This window comes from Bradyrhizobium xenonodulans, from assembly GCF_027594865.1.
Taxonomy (GTDB): Bacteria; Pseudomonadota; Alphaproteobacteria; order Rhizobiales; family Xanthobacteraceae; genus Bradyrhizobium; species Bradyrhizobium xenonodulans.
Genome location: NZ_CP089391.1, coordinates 224,428 through 241,395, shown reverse-complemented (window position 1 = coordinate 241,395; position 16,968 = coordinate 224,428). Strand labels below are relative to the sequence as shown.

Genomic DNA, 16,968 nt, shown 5'->3' with positions numbered 1-16,968 from the left:
CCCCGAACATTGCCCATACATATGTGTATGGTGAGATAGGCGCTGGTGCGCCGCCTGTCAATACATTAGTGTATGGTCGAATTTTGGGAACCGAGATGACGGAACAGCTCACCGCCGACGACTGGATCAAGGAGGGATTGAAGGCGCTCGCCAAAAGCGGCTTTACGGCGCTGAAGGCCGATCCGCTCGCCAAGGCCATGGGCGTGTCGCGCGGCAGCTTCTATTGGCACTTCGCCGATCTCGGCGCGTTCCACGCGGCCGTGCTGAAACGCTGGCGTGACATCGCAGCCGAGCAGATCATTGCCGACGTCGAGGCCGCCGGTGACGAGCCGCTCGAGGCGTTGCTGCGGCGTTCCTTTGGCGCGCGGCTCGATCTCGAGCGCGCCGTGCGCAACTGGGCGGCGTTCGATACGGCCGCGCAAGGCGCGGTCCGCGCGATCGACCGCCGCAGGATCGACTATATCGCAACGTTACTGACCATGCGGGGACTCGCGCCGCCGGTGGCGCAGGCGCGTGCGCAGATCCTGTACTGGACATTTCTCGGTTTTGCCCTGTCGGGCACGCCGGTGCCGGCGGCACGGCTCCAGGATCTGCTCGACGAGATCCTGCGGATGGTCTCTGCCTGAGGCGACGCGGTGGGCGGCCACATCTTTCTGTGCTAGAGGCAGGCAATCGCCGGAGACCACAATGAACGCGCCTACCGAACGCCCCGAAAACAGCGTCGATCCCAAATTGCTGGAGATTCTGGTTTGCCCGTTGACCAAGGGCCCGCTGGAGTTCGATTCCGCAAAGCAGGAGCTGATCTCGCGCAGCGCCAAGCTCGCTTATCCGATTCGCGACGGCATCCCGATCATGTTGCCGGAAGAGGCGCGGAAGATCGATTGAAGAGGACGAATAGGGAGTGGCGAATAGATTTTATTCGCCATTCGCCCGCTACAACGCCTCGCCCTTCAACAGCCGCGGCACTTCGCCCGTCAGCCCGGCCGCCTGGCGGATAAAGAGGTTCTTCAGCGGCGGGGCACGGTCGACGAGGCCGAGGCCGATGTCGCGCACGGTGCGCAGCAAGGTCGACTGGTTGGAGAACAGGAAGTTCAGCGAGTTGGTGGCAACCCCCATCGCCATGGTGTCGAAGCGGCGCCAGCGCTGGTAGCGCTCGAGCACGTCGGCGCCGCCGAGATCTATGCCGAGCCGCGCGGCATCGACCACGACTTCGGCGAGCGCCGCGACGTCCTTCAGCCCCATATTGAGCCCCTGGCCCGCAATGGGGTGAATGACATGGGCGGAATCGCCGACCAGCGCGAGGCGCTCGGCGATGAAGGAGCGCGCGACGAAATAGGACAGCGGAAACGCGCGCGGCTTGTCGAGTGCCTTCACCTCGCCGAGATGCAGACCGAAGCGTTGCTCGAGCTCGCCGTGAAATTGCTCGTCGCCGAGCGCGATGATGCGCGCAGCCTCAGCTCGGCGCTCGGTCCAGACCAGCGACGACCGCTTGCCGGATAGCGGCAGGATCGCGAACGGACCTGCGGGCAGAAAGTGCTCTTCGGCGCGGCCCTCGTGATCGCGCTCATGGCCGACGGTGACGACGATGCCGGACTGGTCGTACTCCCAGCCATGGGTGATGATGCCGGCGCGCTCGCGCAGTTTTGACCGCGCGCCGTCAGCGGCGACCAATAGGCTGGCTGCGATGACGCTGCCATCGCCGAGCGTCACGTCGATGCCCTCGGCGCGCGCATCGTAGGACGACACGGTGGTGGCGCGCAGATCAATGCCCTCGGCCTCGGCACGCACCACCAGCGCATCGATCAGGCGGCGGTTCTCGACCATATGCGCGAAGGGCTCGCCCGGCGCGACGTCGCCGGCAAAATTCAGGAACACCGGACGGGTCGCGTCCTCCAGCTTGGAATCGGTGACGACCATGTCGAGGATCGGCTGCGCCTCCCCCCTGACGTCGTCCCAGGCGCCGATCGCCTCGAACAGGCGGCGGCAGGCCGCCACGATCGCGGTCGCGCGCGGATCGCGGCTCGGGCGGGTGCTGAGCGCAGGGTCGGCGACGATGACGGGAATCTCGGGCCCGAGCCCCTGGCGCAACGCCAGGGCCAGCGCCAGTCCTGCAAACGCGCCGCCGCCAATGACAATGCTACCCTGTACCGACATACCAAAATCCCAGTCAATTCTTGGTCTTGCTAGCAGACTATAGCTGGGCGAAACAGTGCGGTGAAACAAGGGCGGAACTGGCCCAATGTGTCATTCCGGAGCGTCTCGAAGAGATGAGGTCCGGTTCGACGGCGAGAAAGCACCATCATGTCCAAAGGCCTGATCGACCTGATCTCGATTCTCGACCTCGAACAGCTCGAGGTGAATCTCTTCCGAGGCAACAGCCCGAAGACGAGCTGGCAGCGCGTGTTCGGCGGGCAGGTGATCGGGCAGGCAATGGTTGCAGCCTGCCGCACCGTCGAGGGCCGGCTGCCGCATTCGCTGCACTGCTATTTCATCTTGCCGGGCGACCCGCAGATCCCGATCATCTACCAGGTCGAGCGCCTGCGCGACGGCAAGAGCTATTCGACCCGCCGCGTCACCGCGATCCAGCACGGCAACGCGATCTTCTCGATCATGGTGTCGTTCCACACCGACGAGGAGAGCGCGTTCGACCATCAGGACAAGATGCCCGACGTGCCGCCGCCGGAAAAACTCACCGCAGAGGAGGTGGCGAAGCAGCCGATGTTCCGCGAGATGCCGGAGTTCATCCGCCGCTACTATGAATCCGATCGACCGATCGAGCTGCGCCCGGTCGAGCTCGGCCGCTACTTCGGCCAGAAAATCGACGACGGCCGCATTCACGTCTGGATCAAGACCGCAGCGACGCTGCCGGACGATCCGGCGCTGCACATGTGCGCGCTGGCCTACGCGTCGGACTTCTCGCTGCTCGACGCGATCATGGCGCGCTACGGCCGGACGCTGTTCGACAAGCGCATGATGCCGGCGAGCCTCGACCACGCGATGTGGTTTCACCGCCCGTTCCGCGCCGACGAATGGCTGCTCTACGCGCAGGATTCGCCGAGCGCGCGATCAGGCCGCGGCTTGACGCGCGGCTCGATCTTCAAGCCCGACGGCACGCTGGTCGCCTCCGTCGCGCAGGAAGGCTCCGTGCGCGAGCGAAGATCCTGATCGCTCCAAGCGCGACGGATCGCGCTTGGAGCCTTTCAAATCAGGCCTGGAGCGATCCGCGCGGCGCGAGCTCGGTCTGCGACGCGAACCAGTTCATGATCCAGCGATACACCCACGGGATCGGGATGAGGAGGCTGCACAGGATCGCAGCCACGATGCCGCGCCAAAGAATGTCGAGACCACTGCCCTTGAACAAGATCTCGCGGCGCGTGCCCTCGATGCCACGGCAGAACCAGCGCATCTGCGCCGCAGCGACCCAGGCCCAGCCGATGATGGTGATGATCGAAATCGCGAACAACAGGTTCCAGCCGATATAAGCCCAGACCGAGCCGGAGAAGCTCAAGCCGAGCGGCTGCCCGTTGGAGGCAAGGTTCGCGACCATCCATTTGATCAGGAGCCAGTAGAGCACGATCTGCACGATGAACAGCAGATTACTCAATAGCTGGCTGCCGATGAAGCCGAGCGCGATCGCCAGAACGATGAAGCCGAAGAACCAGGGCACCAGCGTCATCGCATTGCCGGTGAAGCTGAGATTGGGTCGCCCGGGGACTTTGACGCAGGGCACGATCCATTTCGTGTACCAGACGAACAGCCACGGCACCGGAATGACGAAGCATGAGCCGATCGCCAACACGAGCGTGCGCCAGGTGAACTCGAGGATGCCGAAATCGACCGCCAGCGATCCTCCTCCGCCGCCACCAGCGTAGCCGCTGCCGGCATAGCCACCGCCGCTCATCATCGGCGGGCCGCCCGCCGGCATCATCGGGGGGGCACCGCCGCCGCCGATCAGGCCAGGGATCTCGGCGGCCTTCTGCCAGCCGGCCATGCCCTCGGACCACACCAGCGTATCCGGGCGGACGATTCCCTGCGCGACCAGGTCGCGGAATTGCCCCTCCGGATAGGGCCCCTGCTGCTTGCCCTCGGATGCGTAGAACCAACTCGCCATGAAGCGTCCCCCCTCAAACATACTTATGTACCGGCCGGGACGGTTGGGTTCACCGCATCCATGCCAAAAATGCATTGTGAAGGATGAACGGCTGCCCTGTACAGAGGCGGCCGTTCACATGACCGCCCATGGCCAAACGTTTTTCCGCTTCAATCTGCAAGTTTTTTATGCCATCTGCCCGGAAAGATGCCAGATTGACGCTGCGCCGGGGACATGCGGCGCGGCGGATCCCGGGGAATAGGCCTGACCATGAAACTCGTCGTCGCGATCATCAAACCCTTCAAGCTCGATGAAGTCCGCCAGGCGCTGACGGCGATCGGCGTCCACGGCATGACTGTGACCGAGGTGAAGGGCTATGGCCGCCAGAAGGGCCACACCGAGATCTATCGCGGCGCGGAATATGTCGTGAACTTCCTGCCGAAGCTGCGGATCGAGATCGCGGTCGCCTCTGACGTCGCCGACAAGGCGGTCTCCGTGATCACCGCGACCGCGCGCACCGGGCAGATCGGCGACGGCAAGATCTTCGTCACACCGATCGACCACGCGCTGCGCATCCGCACCGGCGAAACCGACAGCGACGCGCTCTAGATTTTTGTTTTGACGCGTTTTCTTCACGCGAACCGGTATCCACTTCGCTCGAAAACGCTCTGATAGACCTTCGATCGCACCGGGCAACGACGCCACAGCGTGCGACGTAATTTCTATGCTGGGGGAAATGACATGGCGGGATTGTTGCGCCGCGCAGCCGTTATGGCTGCGCCGGTCGGATTTATGTCGATCATGGCCGCGCCTGCGCATGCCGCGGCCTCCGAGATCAACACCGCCGACACCGCCTGGATGATCGTCGCCACCGCGCTGGTGCTGATGATGACGATCCCCGGCCTTGCCCTGTTCTACTCCGGCATGGTGCGCAAGAAGAACGTGCTCGCGACCATGGCGCAAAGCCTTGCCGCGGTGACGATCATCTCCATTCTCTGGGTCGCGTTCGGCTATTCGCTCTGCTTCGTCGGCGATGGTCCGTGGATCGGCTCGCTCGACCGCTGGTTTCTCGCCGGCATGACCATGGACAGCGTCAACCCGGCGGCGAAGACGATCCCGGAAGCGCTGTTCATGCTGTACCAGATGACGTTTGCCATCATCACGGTTGCGTTGGTCGCGGGCTCGGTTGCCGACCGGATGCGATTCTCCGCCTATCTCGTCTTCTCGGTCGCGTGGTTCATCTTCGTCTACATTCCACTGGCGCATTGGGTGTGGGGCGGCGGGTTCCTCGCCAGCATGGGCGTGCTGGATTTCGCCGGCGGCCTCGTCGTGCATCTGTCGGCCGGCACCGCCGGCCTCGTCGCCGCGAAGGTGATGGGGCGCCGGCACGGTTACGGCACCGAAAATCTCTCGCCGTTCGATCTGTCGCTGGCGGTGATGGGCACCGGCCTGTTGTGGGTCGGCTGGTTCGGCTTCAACGGCGGCTCGGCGGGCGCGGCCAATTCGCGCGCGGTGCTGGCGATCATCGCGACGCATCTTGCGGCCTGCTCCGGCGCGCTGACCTGGGGCGCGATCGAATGGTCGACGCGGCGCAAGCCTTCGGTGCTCGGCATGATCTCCGGCGCGGTGGCGGGCCTCGGCACCATCACGCCGGCCTCGGGCTTCGTCGCGCCGTGGCATGGCATCGTCATCGGCGTGGTTGCGGGGGCGGTCTGCTACTGGGCCTGCACCTGGCTGAAGCACCGCTTCAACTATGACGATTCGCTCGACGTGTTCGGCGTCCACGGCATCGGCGGCTTGACCGGCACGCTGCTGGCCGGCGTGTTCGCCACCAGCGCGATCGGCGGCACCGCCGGCCTGGTCGAGGGCCATCCGCAGCAGCTTCTGATCCAACTCTATGGGGTTGCCGTCACCTTCGTCTGGGCGGCGGGCGTGAGCTTCATCCTGCTCAAGCTGGTCGCCCTGTTCGTGCCCTTGCGCGTTTCGCGCGAGCACGAGCTTGAAGGGCTCGACATCTCGCAGCACGGCGAGGCGCTTCAGTAAAGGCTTGCGCAACACATAAGTACATGCTTATGTGTTGTCATGATCGAAGCCGACATCTTCAAGGCACTGGCCGACCCGACGCGCCGAAAGGTCTTTGAGAAGCTCGCTGGCGGCAGCCTGAATGCCAGCGCTTTGCGCGACGGATTGGAGATCAGCCAACCGGCGATGTCGCAGCATCTTTCGGTGCTGCGCGCGGCAGGCCTGGTGCGTGAACAGCGCCAGGGCCGCTTCGTGAACTACGAGGTCGACCCGGACGGGATCGCAACCATCGGGACATGGCTTGCGCGCTACCGCGCCTATTGGCCGAAGCGCATGGAAGCGCTCGCCGATCTCTTGAAGGACATGGATCAATAAGGATCTGGATCAATGAGCGACGCAGCGAAGACTGATTGTCCCGATGCAAACCTGGTGCTCGAATTTGATTTCGATGCGCCGCCGGCAAAGGTCTGGCGCGCCGTCACCATTCCGGCCCTGCGCGAGCGCTGGCTGCCGGATTCCGATCTTGCGCGCGCCGAGCCGGAATCATCGGTCACAGGCGAAGAGGTGAGTTACCGCCTTCGCGATTCCGAGCCGCCGTTTCGCGAAAGCCACGTCACCTTCCGGATCGAGCCGAACGAAGACGGCGGCACCCGCGTTCGCATCGTCCAGCAAGCCTGCGACGACCTCGCGAAACTGCCACAGCCCGCCAACACCAACTGCTGCCTGATGCTGGCAGCCTAGAGCATGATCCGGACCCGAAGGGCCGCGCTAGCGCAAAGCGTGAAGCGGTTTTCCGAAAAGATCATGCTCGACTAAGAGCAAACAGACTTCATCACCTGCAGACATGGAGGTCGCCGATGCGCGACATGCTTCAGCTCGTCCCTATGGTCGTCGAACAATCCGCCCGCGGCGAACGATCCTTCGACATCTATTCGCGGCTGCTGCGCGAGCGCATCATCTTCCTCAACGGCGAGGTCAATGATGCGATGTCGGGCCTCGTCTGCGCGCAGCTCTTGTTCCTGGAGGCAGACAATCCGAACAAGCCGATCAATCTCTACATCAATTCCTATGGCGGCGTGGTCACCTCTGGCCTTGCGATGTACGACACCATGCAGTTCATCAAGGCGCCGGTTCATACGCTGTGCATGGGCACCGCGCGCTCGATGGGCTCGTTCCTGCTGATGGCCGGCGAGCCCGGGCACCGGGCCGCACTCCCCAATGCCAGCCTCCACGTGCATCAGCCGCTCGGCGGCTTCCAGGGCCAGGCCTCCGACATCCTGATCCACGCCAACGAAATGCAGGAGACCAAGCGGCGCCTCATCCGGCTCTATGCGCAGCATTGCGGGCGCTCCGAGGCGGAAGTCGAACGGACCCTGGACCGCGACCACTTCATGACCGCACAGCAGGGGGTGGAATGGGGATTGGTCGATCGGGTCTTTGCAGCGCGCGACGCCGCCTGACGGTCCGACATCGGCCCTCAGCTGGATACCTTTCGGCGAGATTTGCTCACGCGACCCGGTCGTCCTTGCGCGCATCCGATGAGCACGAGCTTCAGGAGCTGAATATTTCGCAGCTCGGAGAAGCGTCCCATAGGGCGATCTCCCTACTTAATTACCATCGCACTGCCCGACACATGAGCAACATTGTGTCGGAGGCCTGTCGTGCTCGCATTTTGATCAGGCGTGACTACGTTTTAAGCGCGGCGTAATAGCGCACTGCACCGCAATACGCGTCAAACGCGAAAACACCCGCTTTCATAGTCCGTTAGGCAAGCCGTCCGATCTGGCACGGCATTTGATTCTAAGGGTCCCGGCTGTGCCCGCGTAGTGAACTTCTCCCTCGTGGCGAACCAGTCGAGAAACGCCCGGCCACGTCCGGACCGGGCCAAGCGGGGATAGGACCCATGAAAATTGTTATGGCGATTATCAAGCCATTCAAGCTGGAAGAAGTCCGTGACGCCCTGACCGCCATCGGCGTTCACGGTCTTACGGTGACGGAAGTCAAGGGATATGGCCGCCAGAAAGGCCATACGGAAATCTATCGCGGTGCCGAATATGCCGTGAGCTTCCTGCCCAAGATCAAGATCGAAGTCGCTGTCGCCTCCGACCAGGTCGACAAGACCATCGACGCCATCACGTCCGCCGCGAAAACCGGACAGATCGGTGACGGCAAGATCTTCGTCATCAACCTCGACCACGCGGTTCGCATCCGCACCGGCGAGGCCGATGCCGCGGCCCTTTGATTTCGCGCTCAACCTTATCCAATCAGGAGTGAATAAAATGACGTTTAAGCGTCCCTATGGCGCGGGATTGGCGGCTCTCGCAGTCGGCATGTTCGCTGCGACCGCGGCCTATGCCGAGCCAACGGTCAACAAGGGAGACAACGCCTGGATGCTGACATCGACAGTGCTCGTGCTGTTGATGACGATCCCCGGCCTCGCGCTGTTCTACGGCGGCCTCGTCCGCTCCAAGAACATGCTCTCCGTCCTGATGCAGGTGTTCTACACCGTCTGCGTCGTCACCGTGATCTGGGCCGTGTACGGCTACAGCCTCGCCTTCACCGGCGGCTCCGACTTCATCGGCGGCTTCTCCAAGGCCTTCATGATGGGCGTCACCACCGACTCGAAGGCCGCGACCTTCTCGGTCGACGCCAACATCTCGGAGCTCATCTACATGTGCTTCCAGATGACCTTCGCGGCGATCACGCCCGCCCTCATCGTCGGCGCCTTCGCCGAGCGCATGAAGTTCGCGGCGATCGCCCTGTTCATCCCGCTCTGGGTCACGCTGATCTACTTCCCGATCGCGCACATGGTCTGGTACTGGCCCGGCCCGGATCTGATCCAGGACGCAGCCAAGGCTCTGGCTGCCGCTACTGACGCGGCGGCGAAGACCGCGGCACAGGCCAAGCTCGACGAGGTCAACGCCGACGCCGGCTGGATCTTCAAGAAGGGCGCGATCGACTTCGCAGGCGGCACCGTGGTGCACATCAACGCCGGCATCGCAGGTCTCGTCGGTGCTCTCCTGATCGGCAAGCGCGTCGGCTACGGCAAGGAGCTGATGGCTCCGCACTCGCTGACCATGTCGATGATCGGCGCCTCGCTGCTCTGGGTCGGCTGGTTCGGCTTCAACGCCGGCTCCAACCTCGAAGCCAATGGCGGCGCTGCCCTCGCCATGACCAACTCCTTCGTCGCCACCGCAGCCGCCGCGCTGTCGTGGATGTTCGCGGAGTGGATCATCAAGGGTCACCCGTCGGTGCTCGGCGTCATCTCCGGCGCCGTCGCGGGTCTCGTGGCCGTCACGCCAGCCGCCGGCTTCGCCGGTGTGATGGGTGCGATCGTCCTCGGCCTGGTGGTCGGCGTGGTCTGCCTGTTCTTCTGCACCGTCGTGAAGAACGCGCTCGGCTACGATGACAGCCTCGACGTGTTCGGCGTGCACTGCGTCGGTGGCATCGTCGGCGCTCTCGGCACCGGCATTCTCGTCAATCCCGCTCTCGGCGGCGCCGGCATCATGGACTACACCGCGATCCCGCCGAAGGTTGCCGATTACGACTTCGCCACGCAGATGATCGCCCAGCTCTGGGGCGTCGGCACCACGCTGGTGTGGTCGGGCATCGGTTCGGCGATCCTCTACAAGGTCGTCGATGTGATCGTTGGCCTGCGCGCCAATGTCGAGAGCGAGCGTGAAGGCCTCGACATCACCGAGCACACCGAGCGCGCCTACAACATGTAACTCTCCTCCCGGACGCGGCGTCTTCGGAGGCCGCGTCCACAACTACGGTTCGGGCACATACCCGGCAATGCCCAGACCGTCGAGGGGCTCCAGCGCAAGTTGGAGCCCCTTTCTTTTTGATCCGACAAAGCGTTTTCGAGCGAAGTGGATCCCGGTTCGCGTAAAGAAAACGCGTCAAACAAGAAGCCGGGGCGAAGAAAAAGATTGCCATTCCGCACCGTCGGCGCAGAAATATCGGCCACAAGAACAACAATCGGGAGGTCGTCATGCGTTTGGAAGGCGGATGCTATTGCGGCGAAGTGCGCTATGTCGCCGAAGGCGATGCAATGATGCAGGCCCAGTGTCATTGCCGCGAGTGCCAGTACATCTCGGGCGGCGCGCCCAACACCTTCATCGCGATGCCGGCGGCCGGCTTCAGCTACATCACCGGGCAACCTAAGCAGTTCACGCGCAAGGACCTCGAGCGCGCCGTCACGCGCGAATTCTGCGCCGAATGCGGCACCCATCTGGTGACCAAGGTTCCGGGTCTGCCTGCGGCGATCCTGAAGGTCGGCACGCTGGACGAGCCAAAACAGTTCGAGCCGCAAATGGCGATCTACACCTGCGACAAGCAGGAGTTTCACGCGATCCCCGCGGGCATGACGACGTTCGAGAAGCTGCCGGGGCACTAAGCCGGCGACCACCCAGCGCTTTGTGCCGACCTCTCCCGCAAGCGGGAGAGGCTAGAAGGCCCCGCATCCCGTTGTTATCCGGCCTCATTATTCCCGCTCTGGACGGGCCCGCCCGCCGATGGTTAATCGCGTCTTAACCTCGCCCTATCTATGGTGAACTGAACCGCTTCCCGCCGGCGCCTTGGTGCGACCGGCTGTTCCAAGAGTGCTGGCGTCCAGAATGGTCATGACCGCTTCATCCCGTGCGCCGCAGGCCAGTGGAAGCTCCGATGGCGAGCGCTCGCCCTTCGTCCGGCTGAACGAGCTCTTGGTGCCGCATCAGCCGGGCAAACCCTTGATTTCGCTTGCCGTCGGCGAGCCTCAGCATCCCGTCCCTGACTTCGTCGGCCCGGTGCTGGCCAAGCACATCGCCGATTTCGGCCGTTACCCGATGAACCAGGGCACCGAGCCGTTCCGCAAGGCAGCCGGCGCCTGGCTGTCGTCGCGCTTCAAGCTGCCGCGGCCCCTCGATCCCATGAGCGAAATTCTGGTGCTCAATGGCAGCCGCGAGGGGCTGTTCCTCGCCGCGATCGCGGCCGCGCGCTATGTCGGCCCGAAGCCCGGCAAGCCCGCCATCCTGATGCCGAATCCGTTCTATCCGGTCTATGGCGCCGGCGCCCGCGCCGCGGCCTGCGAGCCGGTCTATCTGCCGACCACGGTCGAAAACGGTTTCCTGCCCGATCTCGACGCCATCGACGAAGCGACGCTGGCCCGCACGGTGGCGTTCTATCTGGCCTCGCCCGCCAATCCGCAAGGCTCGGTCGCCAAGCCCCACTATTTCAAGCGCCTGAAGCAGCTCGCCGACCGCTACGGCTTCGTGATCCTCAGCGACGAGTGCTATTCGGAGATCTACACCCGCGAGGCGCCGGGCAGCGCGCTGGAATGCGCCGGCCCCGACTTCACCCGCGTGGTTGCGTTCCAGTCGCTGTCGAAGCGCTCCAACCTGCCGGGCCTGCGGGTCGGCTTCGCCGCCGGCGACAAGAAGCTCATCGGCATGTTCCTCGAGCTGCGCAACATCGCAGCGCCGCAGGTGCCGGTGCCGCTTCAGCATGTCGCGACCGTTGCCTATGGCGACGAAGCGCATGTCGAGGAGAACCGGAGACTCTACCGGATCAAGTTCGACCTCGCCGACCAGATCATCGGCAATCGTTACGGCTATCGCCGGCCCGACGCCGGCTTCTGCGTCTGGCTCAACACATCCGAGCTCGGCGACGACGTGTCGGTGTGTCTAAAACTCTTCAAGGAAGCAGGCGTGCGCGTGGTGCCCGGCAGCTTTTTGGCGCGGCAGCAGCCTGACGGATTCAATCCGGGCGCGGGCTACATTCGCCTCGCACTGGTTCAGGATGGCGAGACCACGGCGGCAGCGCTGCACCGCCTGGTCGAGACTCTGGGTTAGGCGGGGCCCATGAGCATGTCGGCAATCGAACGTGTCATTCCACTGGTCGGCCATCTGCCGCTCTCGATCCGAGAGGGGCTGGCGCGGCGTATGCGCGAGCTCACCGGGCTCGGGCTGATCGGGCTGTCGGGCGTCGCCTCGGCGGCGCTGATGACCTGGTCGGTGCAGGATCCAAGCCTCAGCCACGCGACCTCGCGGCCGATCCGCAACATCCTCGGCTATGCCGGCGCGATCGGCGCCGACCTTGCGATGCAGATCCTCGGGCTCGGCGCGATCATGCTGGTCCTGACCGTCGCGGTCTGGGGCTGGCGCATGATGACCCATCGCCCGTTCGACCGCGAGGCGCTGCGGCTCGGCTCCTGGATTCTCTGCACGGTGATCGCCGCGGGCTTCGTCAGCTGCTGGCCGCATGGCGGCGCCTGGCCGCTGCCGACCGGCCTCGGCGGCGTGGTCGGCGATGCCCTGGTGCGCGCGCCCGCGGTGATTTTCGGACCGCCCGGCACGATCTATCGCATCGTGCTGGGCACGATCCTGTTCGCCGCGATGGCCGCGACCTTCCTGATCGCCTGTGGCCTTGGCGCACGCGCGCATGACGACGAGCTCGCGGAGATCGAGGACGACGACAAGCCGCTCGACGAGGACGACGCGAGCGATCGCGGCTCGGTGTCGCTCGGCTGGCTGTTCCATGCGCTGATGAGCACCAAGGCGCGGCTGATCTGGCTGTGTGGTGCCGCTTACCGTTCGCTGGTCTCGAGCGGACCGAAGACCAAGGCCGTTGCATTCAGCCGCCAGGAGCCGAATCTCGGTGGCGGCCGCGCTGCGCCTTCGATCTCGCCGCAGGCCGAAGACGAAGACTACGAGGACGAGCACGAAGAAGAGGAAGTCGACGAGGAGGAGGAAGAGGAGCCGGCCGCGCGCGCTCCGCGCAAGAAGGCTGCACCGAAGGCCGCCTCCAAGAAATCCTCCGACAAGTTCGAGCTTCCGTCCGTCTCCGTGCTGGCCGCGCCCAAGGCCGGTGATCGCCAGCCGCTCAGCAAGACCGAGCTGGAAGCCAATTCGCGCTCGCTCGAAGGCGTGCTCCAGGACTTCGGCGTACGCGGCGAGATCGTGAAGGCCAATCCGGGTCCCGTGGTCACTCTGTACGAGCTGGAGCCGGCGCCCGGCATCAAGTCGTCGCGCGTGATTGGCCTTGCTGACGACATCGCCCGCTCGATGAGCGCATTGTCGGCACGCGTCGCCGTCGTCCCCGGCCGCAACGCGATCGGCATCGAGCTGCCGAACGCGCATCGTGAAAAGGTCTACTTGCGCGAACTGCTGATCGCAAAGGAAGCGACCGACACGGTTGCGAAGCTGCCGCTCTGCCTCGGCAAGACCATCGGTGGCGACCCCGTCATCATCGACCTCGCGCGCACGCCGCATATGCTGATCGCCGGCACCACCGGCTCCGGTAAATCGGTCGCGATCAACACCATGATCCTCAGCCTGGTCTACAGGCTGCGCCCCGATCAGTGCCGGCTGATCATGGTCGATCCGAAGATGCTCGAACTCTCCGTCTATGACGGCATTCCCCATCTGCTCACGCCCGTCGTGACCGACCCGAAGAAGGCGGTGGTCGCGCTGAAATGGGCCGTGCGCGAGATGGAAGAGCGCTACAAGAACATGGCCAAGCTCGGTGTGCGCAACATCGACGGCTACAACACGCGCCTGCTCGAATTAAAGGCCAAGGGCGAGGAGCCGACCCGCACGGTGCACACCGGCTTCGACAAGGAGACCGGCAAGGCGATCTACGAGGAAGAGAAGCTCTCGCTCGATCCGCTGCCCTACATCGTCATCATCGTCGACGAAATGGCCGACCTGATGATGGTCGCCGGCAAGGACATCGAAGGCGCGGTGCAGCGTCTCGCGCAGATGGCGCGCGCTGCCGGCCTGCACGTGATCCTCGCGACGCAGCGTCCATCGGTCGACGTCATCACCGGCACCATCAAGGCGAACTTCCCGACCCGCATCGCCTTCCAGGTGACGTCCAAGATCGACAGCCGCACCATTTTGGGCGAGATGGGCGCCGAGCAGCTGCTCGGCCAGGGCGACATGCTCTACATGGCCGGCGGCGGCCGCATCAGCCGCGTGCACGGACCTTTTGCCTCGGACGAGGAAGTCGAGAAGGTGGTGCGTCACCTCAAGACGCAAGGCCAGCCCGAATACCTCGAAGCAGTCACGGCCGAAGAGCCCACCGAGGACGAGGACGGCGGCGCCGTGTTCGACGCCAGCGGCATGGGCGCGGATGGCGGCGGCGATTTATTCCAACAGGCCGTTGCCATCGTCAAACGCGACCGCAAGGCCTCGACCAGCTACATCCAGCGCCGGCTCCAGATCGGCTACAACCGCGCGGCGTCGCTGATGGAGCGGATGGAACTCGAAGGCATCGTCGGCCCCGCCAACCACGCCGGCAAACGCGAGATTCTGGTCGAGGAAGAAGACAGCCATATGTGAGGCGAGGGGCCTCAAACGAAATTTCACGCGAAATCGTTATCTGCTTTTGCCCGAAATCACGCTAAAAAGGCGCCCAGCCACACAGGACGACGCGTTGATCAGACATCCGGACATTCGATTCGCTGCCACCATCGTCGCGCGAAGCGCGCGCGTGGCCTGCGTGCTTCTCGTCACTGCCGCGATGGCGACTGCTGCGTCGTTCGCGCAGACCGTGCCCGTGCCAAGACCCGCGCCGAAGGGCCGCGATGGCGGTGCGTCCGCCGGCGGGCCCGCAATCACCGGCGCGACTCAGACGCCGCCGAATCCGGTCATCCCGGATCCGCGCCGCAACGTGCCGAGCAGCATCTTCCAGACCTTCGATGCCAACCAGAAGGCGCAGGCGGCCAGGGTCAGCGCCTATCTGTCGTCGCTCCAGACGCTGGTCGGAAATTTCGTCCAGGTCGGCCCCGACGGCAGCAAGACGCAGGGCGATTTCTACATCCAGAAGCCGGGCAAGATGCGCGTCGAATATGACGCGCCGAGCCCGATCGACATCGTCGCCGACGGATCCTCGCTGGTGGTGCGCGACCGCAAGCTCGCGACGCAGGACGTCTATCCGCTGTCGCAGACGCCGCTGCGCTTCCTCTTGTCTGACCGCATCGACCTGATGAGGGACACCAACGTCATCAGCGTTTCGGCCGACGACCTCTTCATCAGCGTCACCATCGAGGAGAAGCAGGCCCTGGTCGGCACCAGCCGCCTCCTGCTGATGCTCGGCGCCAAGGACGGCCAGTTGAAGCAGTGGACCGTCACCGACCCGCAGGGCTACGACACTACGTTCGCGGTCTACAATCTGGACACGAGCAAGAAGCTCGACCCCAGCATGTTCAAGATCGATTTCACCAATTACGGCCCGTCGCCGGGATAGGCAACGTCGTCTTAGAGTGGGCAAAGGCGCACTTGCGCCGTGCCACCATCTCTCCACCTCATGGCAAGCCTCGCGGGCACGCTTCCGCCTTCGCTCTTCGAGCTACGGCGGACAAGTCGCTTTGCCCTCCCTGCGAGAGCTCGTTGTGGACAAGCATTTGCCCCGCGCCAATCCATGCTAAGACGCATCCCTCATGCGTTTTTCCCTGACAACCTGGAACATCAATTCGGTGCGGCTGCGCATCGACCTGGTCGCGAAGTTTCTCAAGAGCGCGCGGCCGGACGTACTGTGCCTTCAGGAAACCAAGTGCATCGACGATGCCTTTCCGCTGAAGCGTTTCAAGCGGCTCGGCTATGAGCATGTCGCGCTGAACGGGCAGAAGGGCTATCACGGCGTCGCCATCGTCTCGAGGATTCCGTTCGAATCCACGGACATCCGCACCTTCTGCGACAAGGTGGATTCGCGCCATATCTCGGTGTCGTTCGGCGAGAAGGCCAATATCGCAAAGCCGCTGGTGCTGCATAATTTCTACGTGCCCGCCGGCGGCGACATTCCCGATCCCGCGCTGAACGAGAAGTTCGACCACAAGCTTCGCTTCCTCGACGAGATGAAGGCGTGCGAGCCGCTGCATCCGCGCGGCGAGGATCGCCACATCCTGGTCGGCGATCTCAACGTCGCGCCGCACGAAAATGACGTCTGGTCGCACAAGCAGCTTCTGAAGGTGGTCTCGCACACGCCCGTCGAAACCGAGAAGCTCAAGGCGGCGCTCGAAGCCGGCGAATGGGTCGACGTCGCGCGCGAGCGCATCCCGATGTCGGAGAAGGTCTATACGTGGTGGAGCTATCGCTCTGCCGACTGGACCGTCGGCGATCGCGGCCGGAGGCTCGACCACATCTGGGTCTCGCGCGCGCTGAAGGATGCGGTCAGCGATTTCAAGATCCTGCGCGACGCGCGGAGCTGGGAGCGGCCTTCGGACCATGTCCCGGTGACGGTGACGCTGGAGGTGTAGTACCGGCAGCCACGCCGGACGCCCTCATTCTGAGGAGCGCGCTCGCGCGCGTCTCGAAGGATGGGCCGCAGGCGATACTTGGGCCTTCATGGTTCGAGACGGCGCTGACGCGCCTCCTCACCATGAGGGATCACTCACGACGTCAGCTTCGCGCCCGCCATCAGGATATCGCTGGCAATCTGGCTGGAGCGCACCGCGAATTCATCGCGCAAGCGAACGGCGGCGGCGGGATCGCTTTCGAGCACGCGCTGGAACAGGCTGCGCGCAACGCGGATGACGGAGGCATGCTCCAGCGCGATCGCGCTCGACGGCCGCTTCATCGGCACCACCAGTGCTAGCTCGCCGATCAGCGCGCCGGGACCGGCGATCATTTCCGCGCCGGCGCCGTCATCGACGCGAAAGGCGCCGCGCTGGACCACGAAGCCGGCATCGGCGTCGTCGCCGAGATTGAACAGGATGTCGCCGCGGACGAAATTACGCTGCTCGGAGCCGATCGCCAACATGCGCAGCGAGGCGTCTCCCAACAGGCGCAGTGTCGGGACACGCTCGAGAAGCGCTACGTCGTCGTCGATTGACATTCAGGTCCGAGGCTCAAAGGCACGCGATCTAAAACGAT

General features: G+C 64.2%; 18 protein-coding genes. 15 read left to right on the top strand and 3 right to left on the bottom strand.

What is annotated here, in order from left to right; all coding sequences use genetic code 11:
• Positions 1 to 95 precede the first annotated feature (95 nt).
• Both I3J27_RS01150 and I3J27_RS01145 read left to right on the top strand, forming a co-directional pair.
• A complete protein-coding gene (locus I3J27_RS01150; RefSeq protein ID WP_270164319.1) occupies positions 96 to 626 on the top strand; it encodes a TetR/AcrR family transcriptional regulator in 531 nt (176 codons plus the stop codon).
• 61 nt (positions 627 to 687) lie between these two features.
• Positions 688 to 885, top strand: a complete 198-nt coding sequence (locus tag I3J27_RS01145) for a Trm112 family protein (RefSeq protein ID WP_092232493.1) — start codon at positions 688 to 690, stop codon at positions 883 to 885.
• 48 nt (positions 886 to 933) lie between these two features.
• Here the strand turns inward: I3J27_RS01145 and I3J27_RS01140 are convergent, their stop codons facing one another.
• A complete protein-coding gene (locus tag I3J27_RS01140) occupies positions 934 to 2,154 on the bottom strand; it encodes a ubiquinone biosynthesis hydroxylase (RefSeq protein ID WP_270164318.1) in 1,221 nt (406 codons plus the stop codon).
• A 147-nt stretch (positions 2,155 to 2,301) separates the two neighbouring features.
• Between I3J27_RS01140 and tesB the strand changes: the two genes are divergently transcribed.
• Complete coding sequence (gene tesB, locus I3J27_RS01135; RefSeq protein ID WP_270164317.1) at positions 2,302 to 3,165, top strand: acyl-CoA thioesterase II; 864 nt, start codon at positions 2,302 to 2,304, stop codon at positions 3,163 to 3,165.
• A gap of 40 nt (positions 3,166 to 3,205) precedes the next feature.
• On the opposite strand, the gene I3J27_RS01130 is transcribed toward tesB, so the two are convergent.
• The gene (locus I3J27_RS01130) at positions 3,206 to 4,111 is read right to left on the bottom strand and encodes a GYF domain-containing protein (RefSeq protein ID WP_270164316.1); all 906 of its coding nucleotides are present in this window, start codon (positions 4,109 to 4,111) and stop codon (positions 3,206 to 3,208) included.
• Positions 4,112 to 4,360: 249 nt separating this feature from the next.
• On the opposite strand from I3J27_RS01130, the gene I3J27_RS01125 reads away from it, so the two are divergent.
• The 12 genes from I3J27_RS01125 (at position 4,361) to xth (ending at position 16,352) form a co-directional block, all read left to right on the top strand.
• A complete protein-coding gene (locus I3J27_RS01125; RefSeq protein WP_028176997.1) occupies positions 4,361 to 4,699 on the top strand; it encodes a P-II family nitrogen regulator in 339 nt (112 codons plus the stop codon).
• A gap of 132 nt (positions 4,700 to 4,831) precedes the next feature.
• On the top strand, positions 4,832 to 6,133 hold the full coding sequence (locus I3J27_RS01120; RefSeq protein WP_270164315.1) for an ammonium transporter: 1,302 nt from the start codon (positions 4,832 to 4,834) through the stop codon (positions 6,131 to 6,133).
• Positions 6,134 to 6,172: 39 nt separating this feature from the next.
• Entirely contained in the window at positions 6,173 to 6,487 is a 315-nt protein-coding gene (locus tag I3J27_RS01115) for an ArsR/SmtB family transcription factor (RefSeq protein ID WP_270164314.1), read from the top strand.
• A gap of 12 nt (positions 6,488 to 6,499) precedes the next feature.
• Complete coding sequence (locus I3J27_RS01110) at positions 6,500 to 6,853, top strand: SRPBCC family protein (protein WP_270164313.1); 354 nt, start codon at positions 6,500 to 6,502, stop codon at positions 6,851 to 6,853.
• A 116-nt stretch (positions 6,854 to 6,969) separates the two neighbouring features.
• On the top strand, positions 6,970 to 7,572 hold the full coding sequence (locus tag I3J27_RS01105) for an ATP-dependent Clp protease proteolytic subunit (protein WP_270164312.1): 603 nt from the start codon (positions 6,970 to 6,972) through the stop codon (positions 7,570 to 7,572).
• Positions 7,573 to 8,015: 443 nt separating this feature from the next.
• Entirely contained in the window at positions 8,016 to 8,354 is a 339-nt protein-coding gene (locus I3J27_RS01100) for a P-II family nitrogen regulator (protein WP_008142813.1), read from the top strand.
• A 37-nt stretch (positions 8,355 to 8,391) separates the two neighbouring features.
• Complete coding sequence (locus I3J27_RS01095; protein ID WP_270164311.1) at positions 8,392 to 9,840, top strand: ammonium transporter; 1,449 nt, start codon at positions 8,392 to 8,394, stop codon at positions 9,838 to 9,840.
• A 266-nt stretch (positions 9,841 to 10,106) separates the two neighbouring features.
• Positions 10,107 to 10,511 carry a GFA family protein gene (locus tag I3J27_RS01090; RefSeq protein ID WP_270164310.1) on the top strand — a complete coding sequence of 135 codons (405 nt, stop codon included), beginning with the start codon at positions 10,107 to 10,109 and terminating at the stop codon, positions 10,509 to 10,511.
• A gap of 220 nt (positions 10,512 to 10,731) precedes the next feature.
• A complete protein-coding gene (locus tag I3J27_RS01085; protein WP_270164309.1) occupies positions 10,732 to 11,946 on the top strand; it encodes an aminotransferase class I/II-fold pyridoxal phosphate-dependent enzyme in 1,215 nt (404 codons plus the stop codon).
• A 9-nt stretch (positions 11,947 to 11,955) separates the two neighbouring features.
• Positions 11,956 to 14,436 carry a DNA translocase FtsK gene (locus I3J27_RS01080; RefSeq protein ID WP_270164308.1) on the top strand — a complete coding sequence of 827 codons (2,481 nt, stop codon included), beginning with the start codon at positions 11,956 to 11,958 and terminating at the stop codon, positions 14,434 to 14,436.
• 151 nt (positions 14,437 to 14,587) lie between these two features.
• Entirely contained in the window at positions 14,588 to 15,343 is a 756-nt protein-coding gene (locus I3J27_RS01075; protein WP_270173006.1) for an outer membrane lipoprotein carrier protein LolA, read from the top strand.
• A 193-nt stretch (positions 15,344 to 15,536) separates the two neighbouring features.
• Entirely contained in the window at positions 15,537 to 16,352 is an 816-nt protein-coding gene (gene xth, locus I3J27_RS01070; RefSeq protein ID WP_270164307.1) for an exodeoxyribonuclease III, read from the top strand.
• A 134-nt stretch (positions 16,353 to 16,486) separates the two neighbouring features.
• On the opposite strand, the gene I3J27_RS01065 is transcribed toward xth, so the two are convergent.
• Positions 16,487 to 16,930 (bottom strand): cyclic nucleotide-binding domain-containing protein, encoded by a 444-nt coding sequence (locus I3J27_RS01065; RefSeq protein WP_270164306.1) that lies wholly within the window; start codon positions 16,928 to 16,930, stop codon positions 16,487 to 16,489.
• Positions 16,931 to 16,968: the final 38 nt, after the last annotated feature.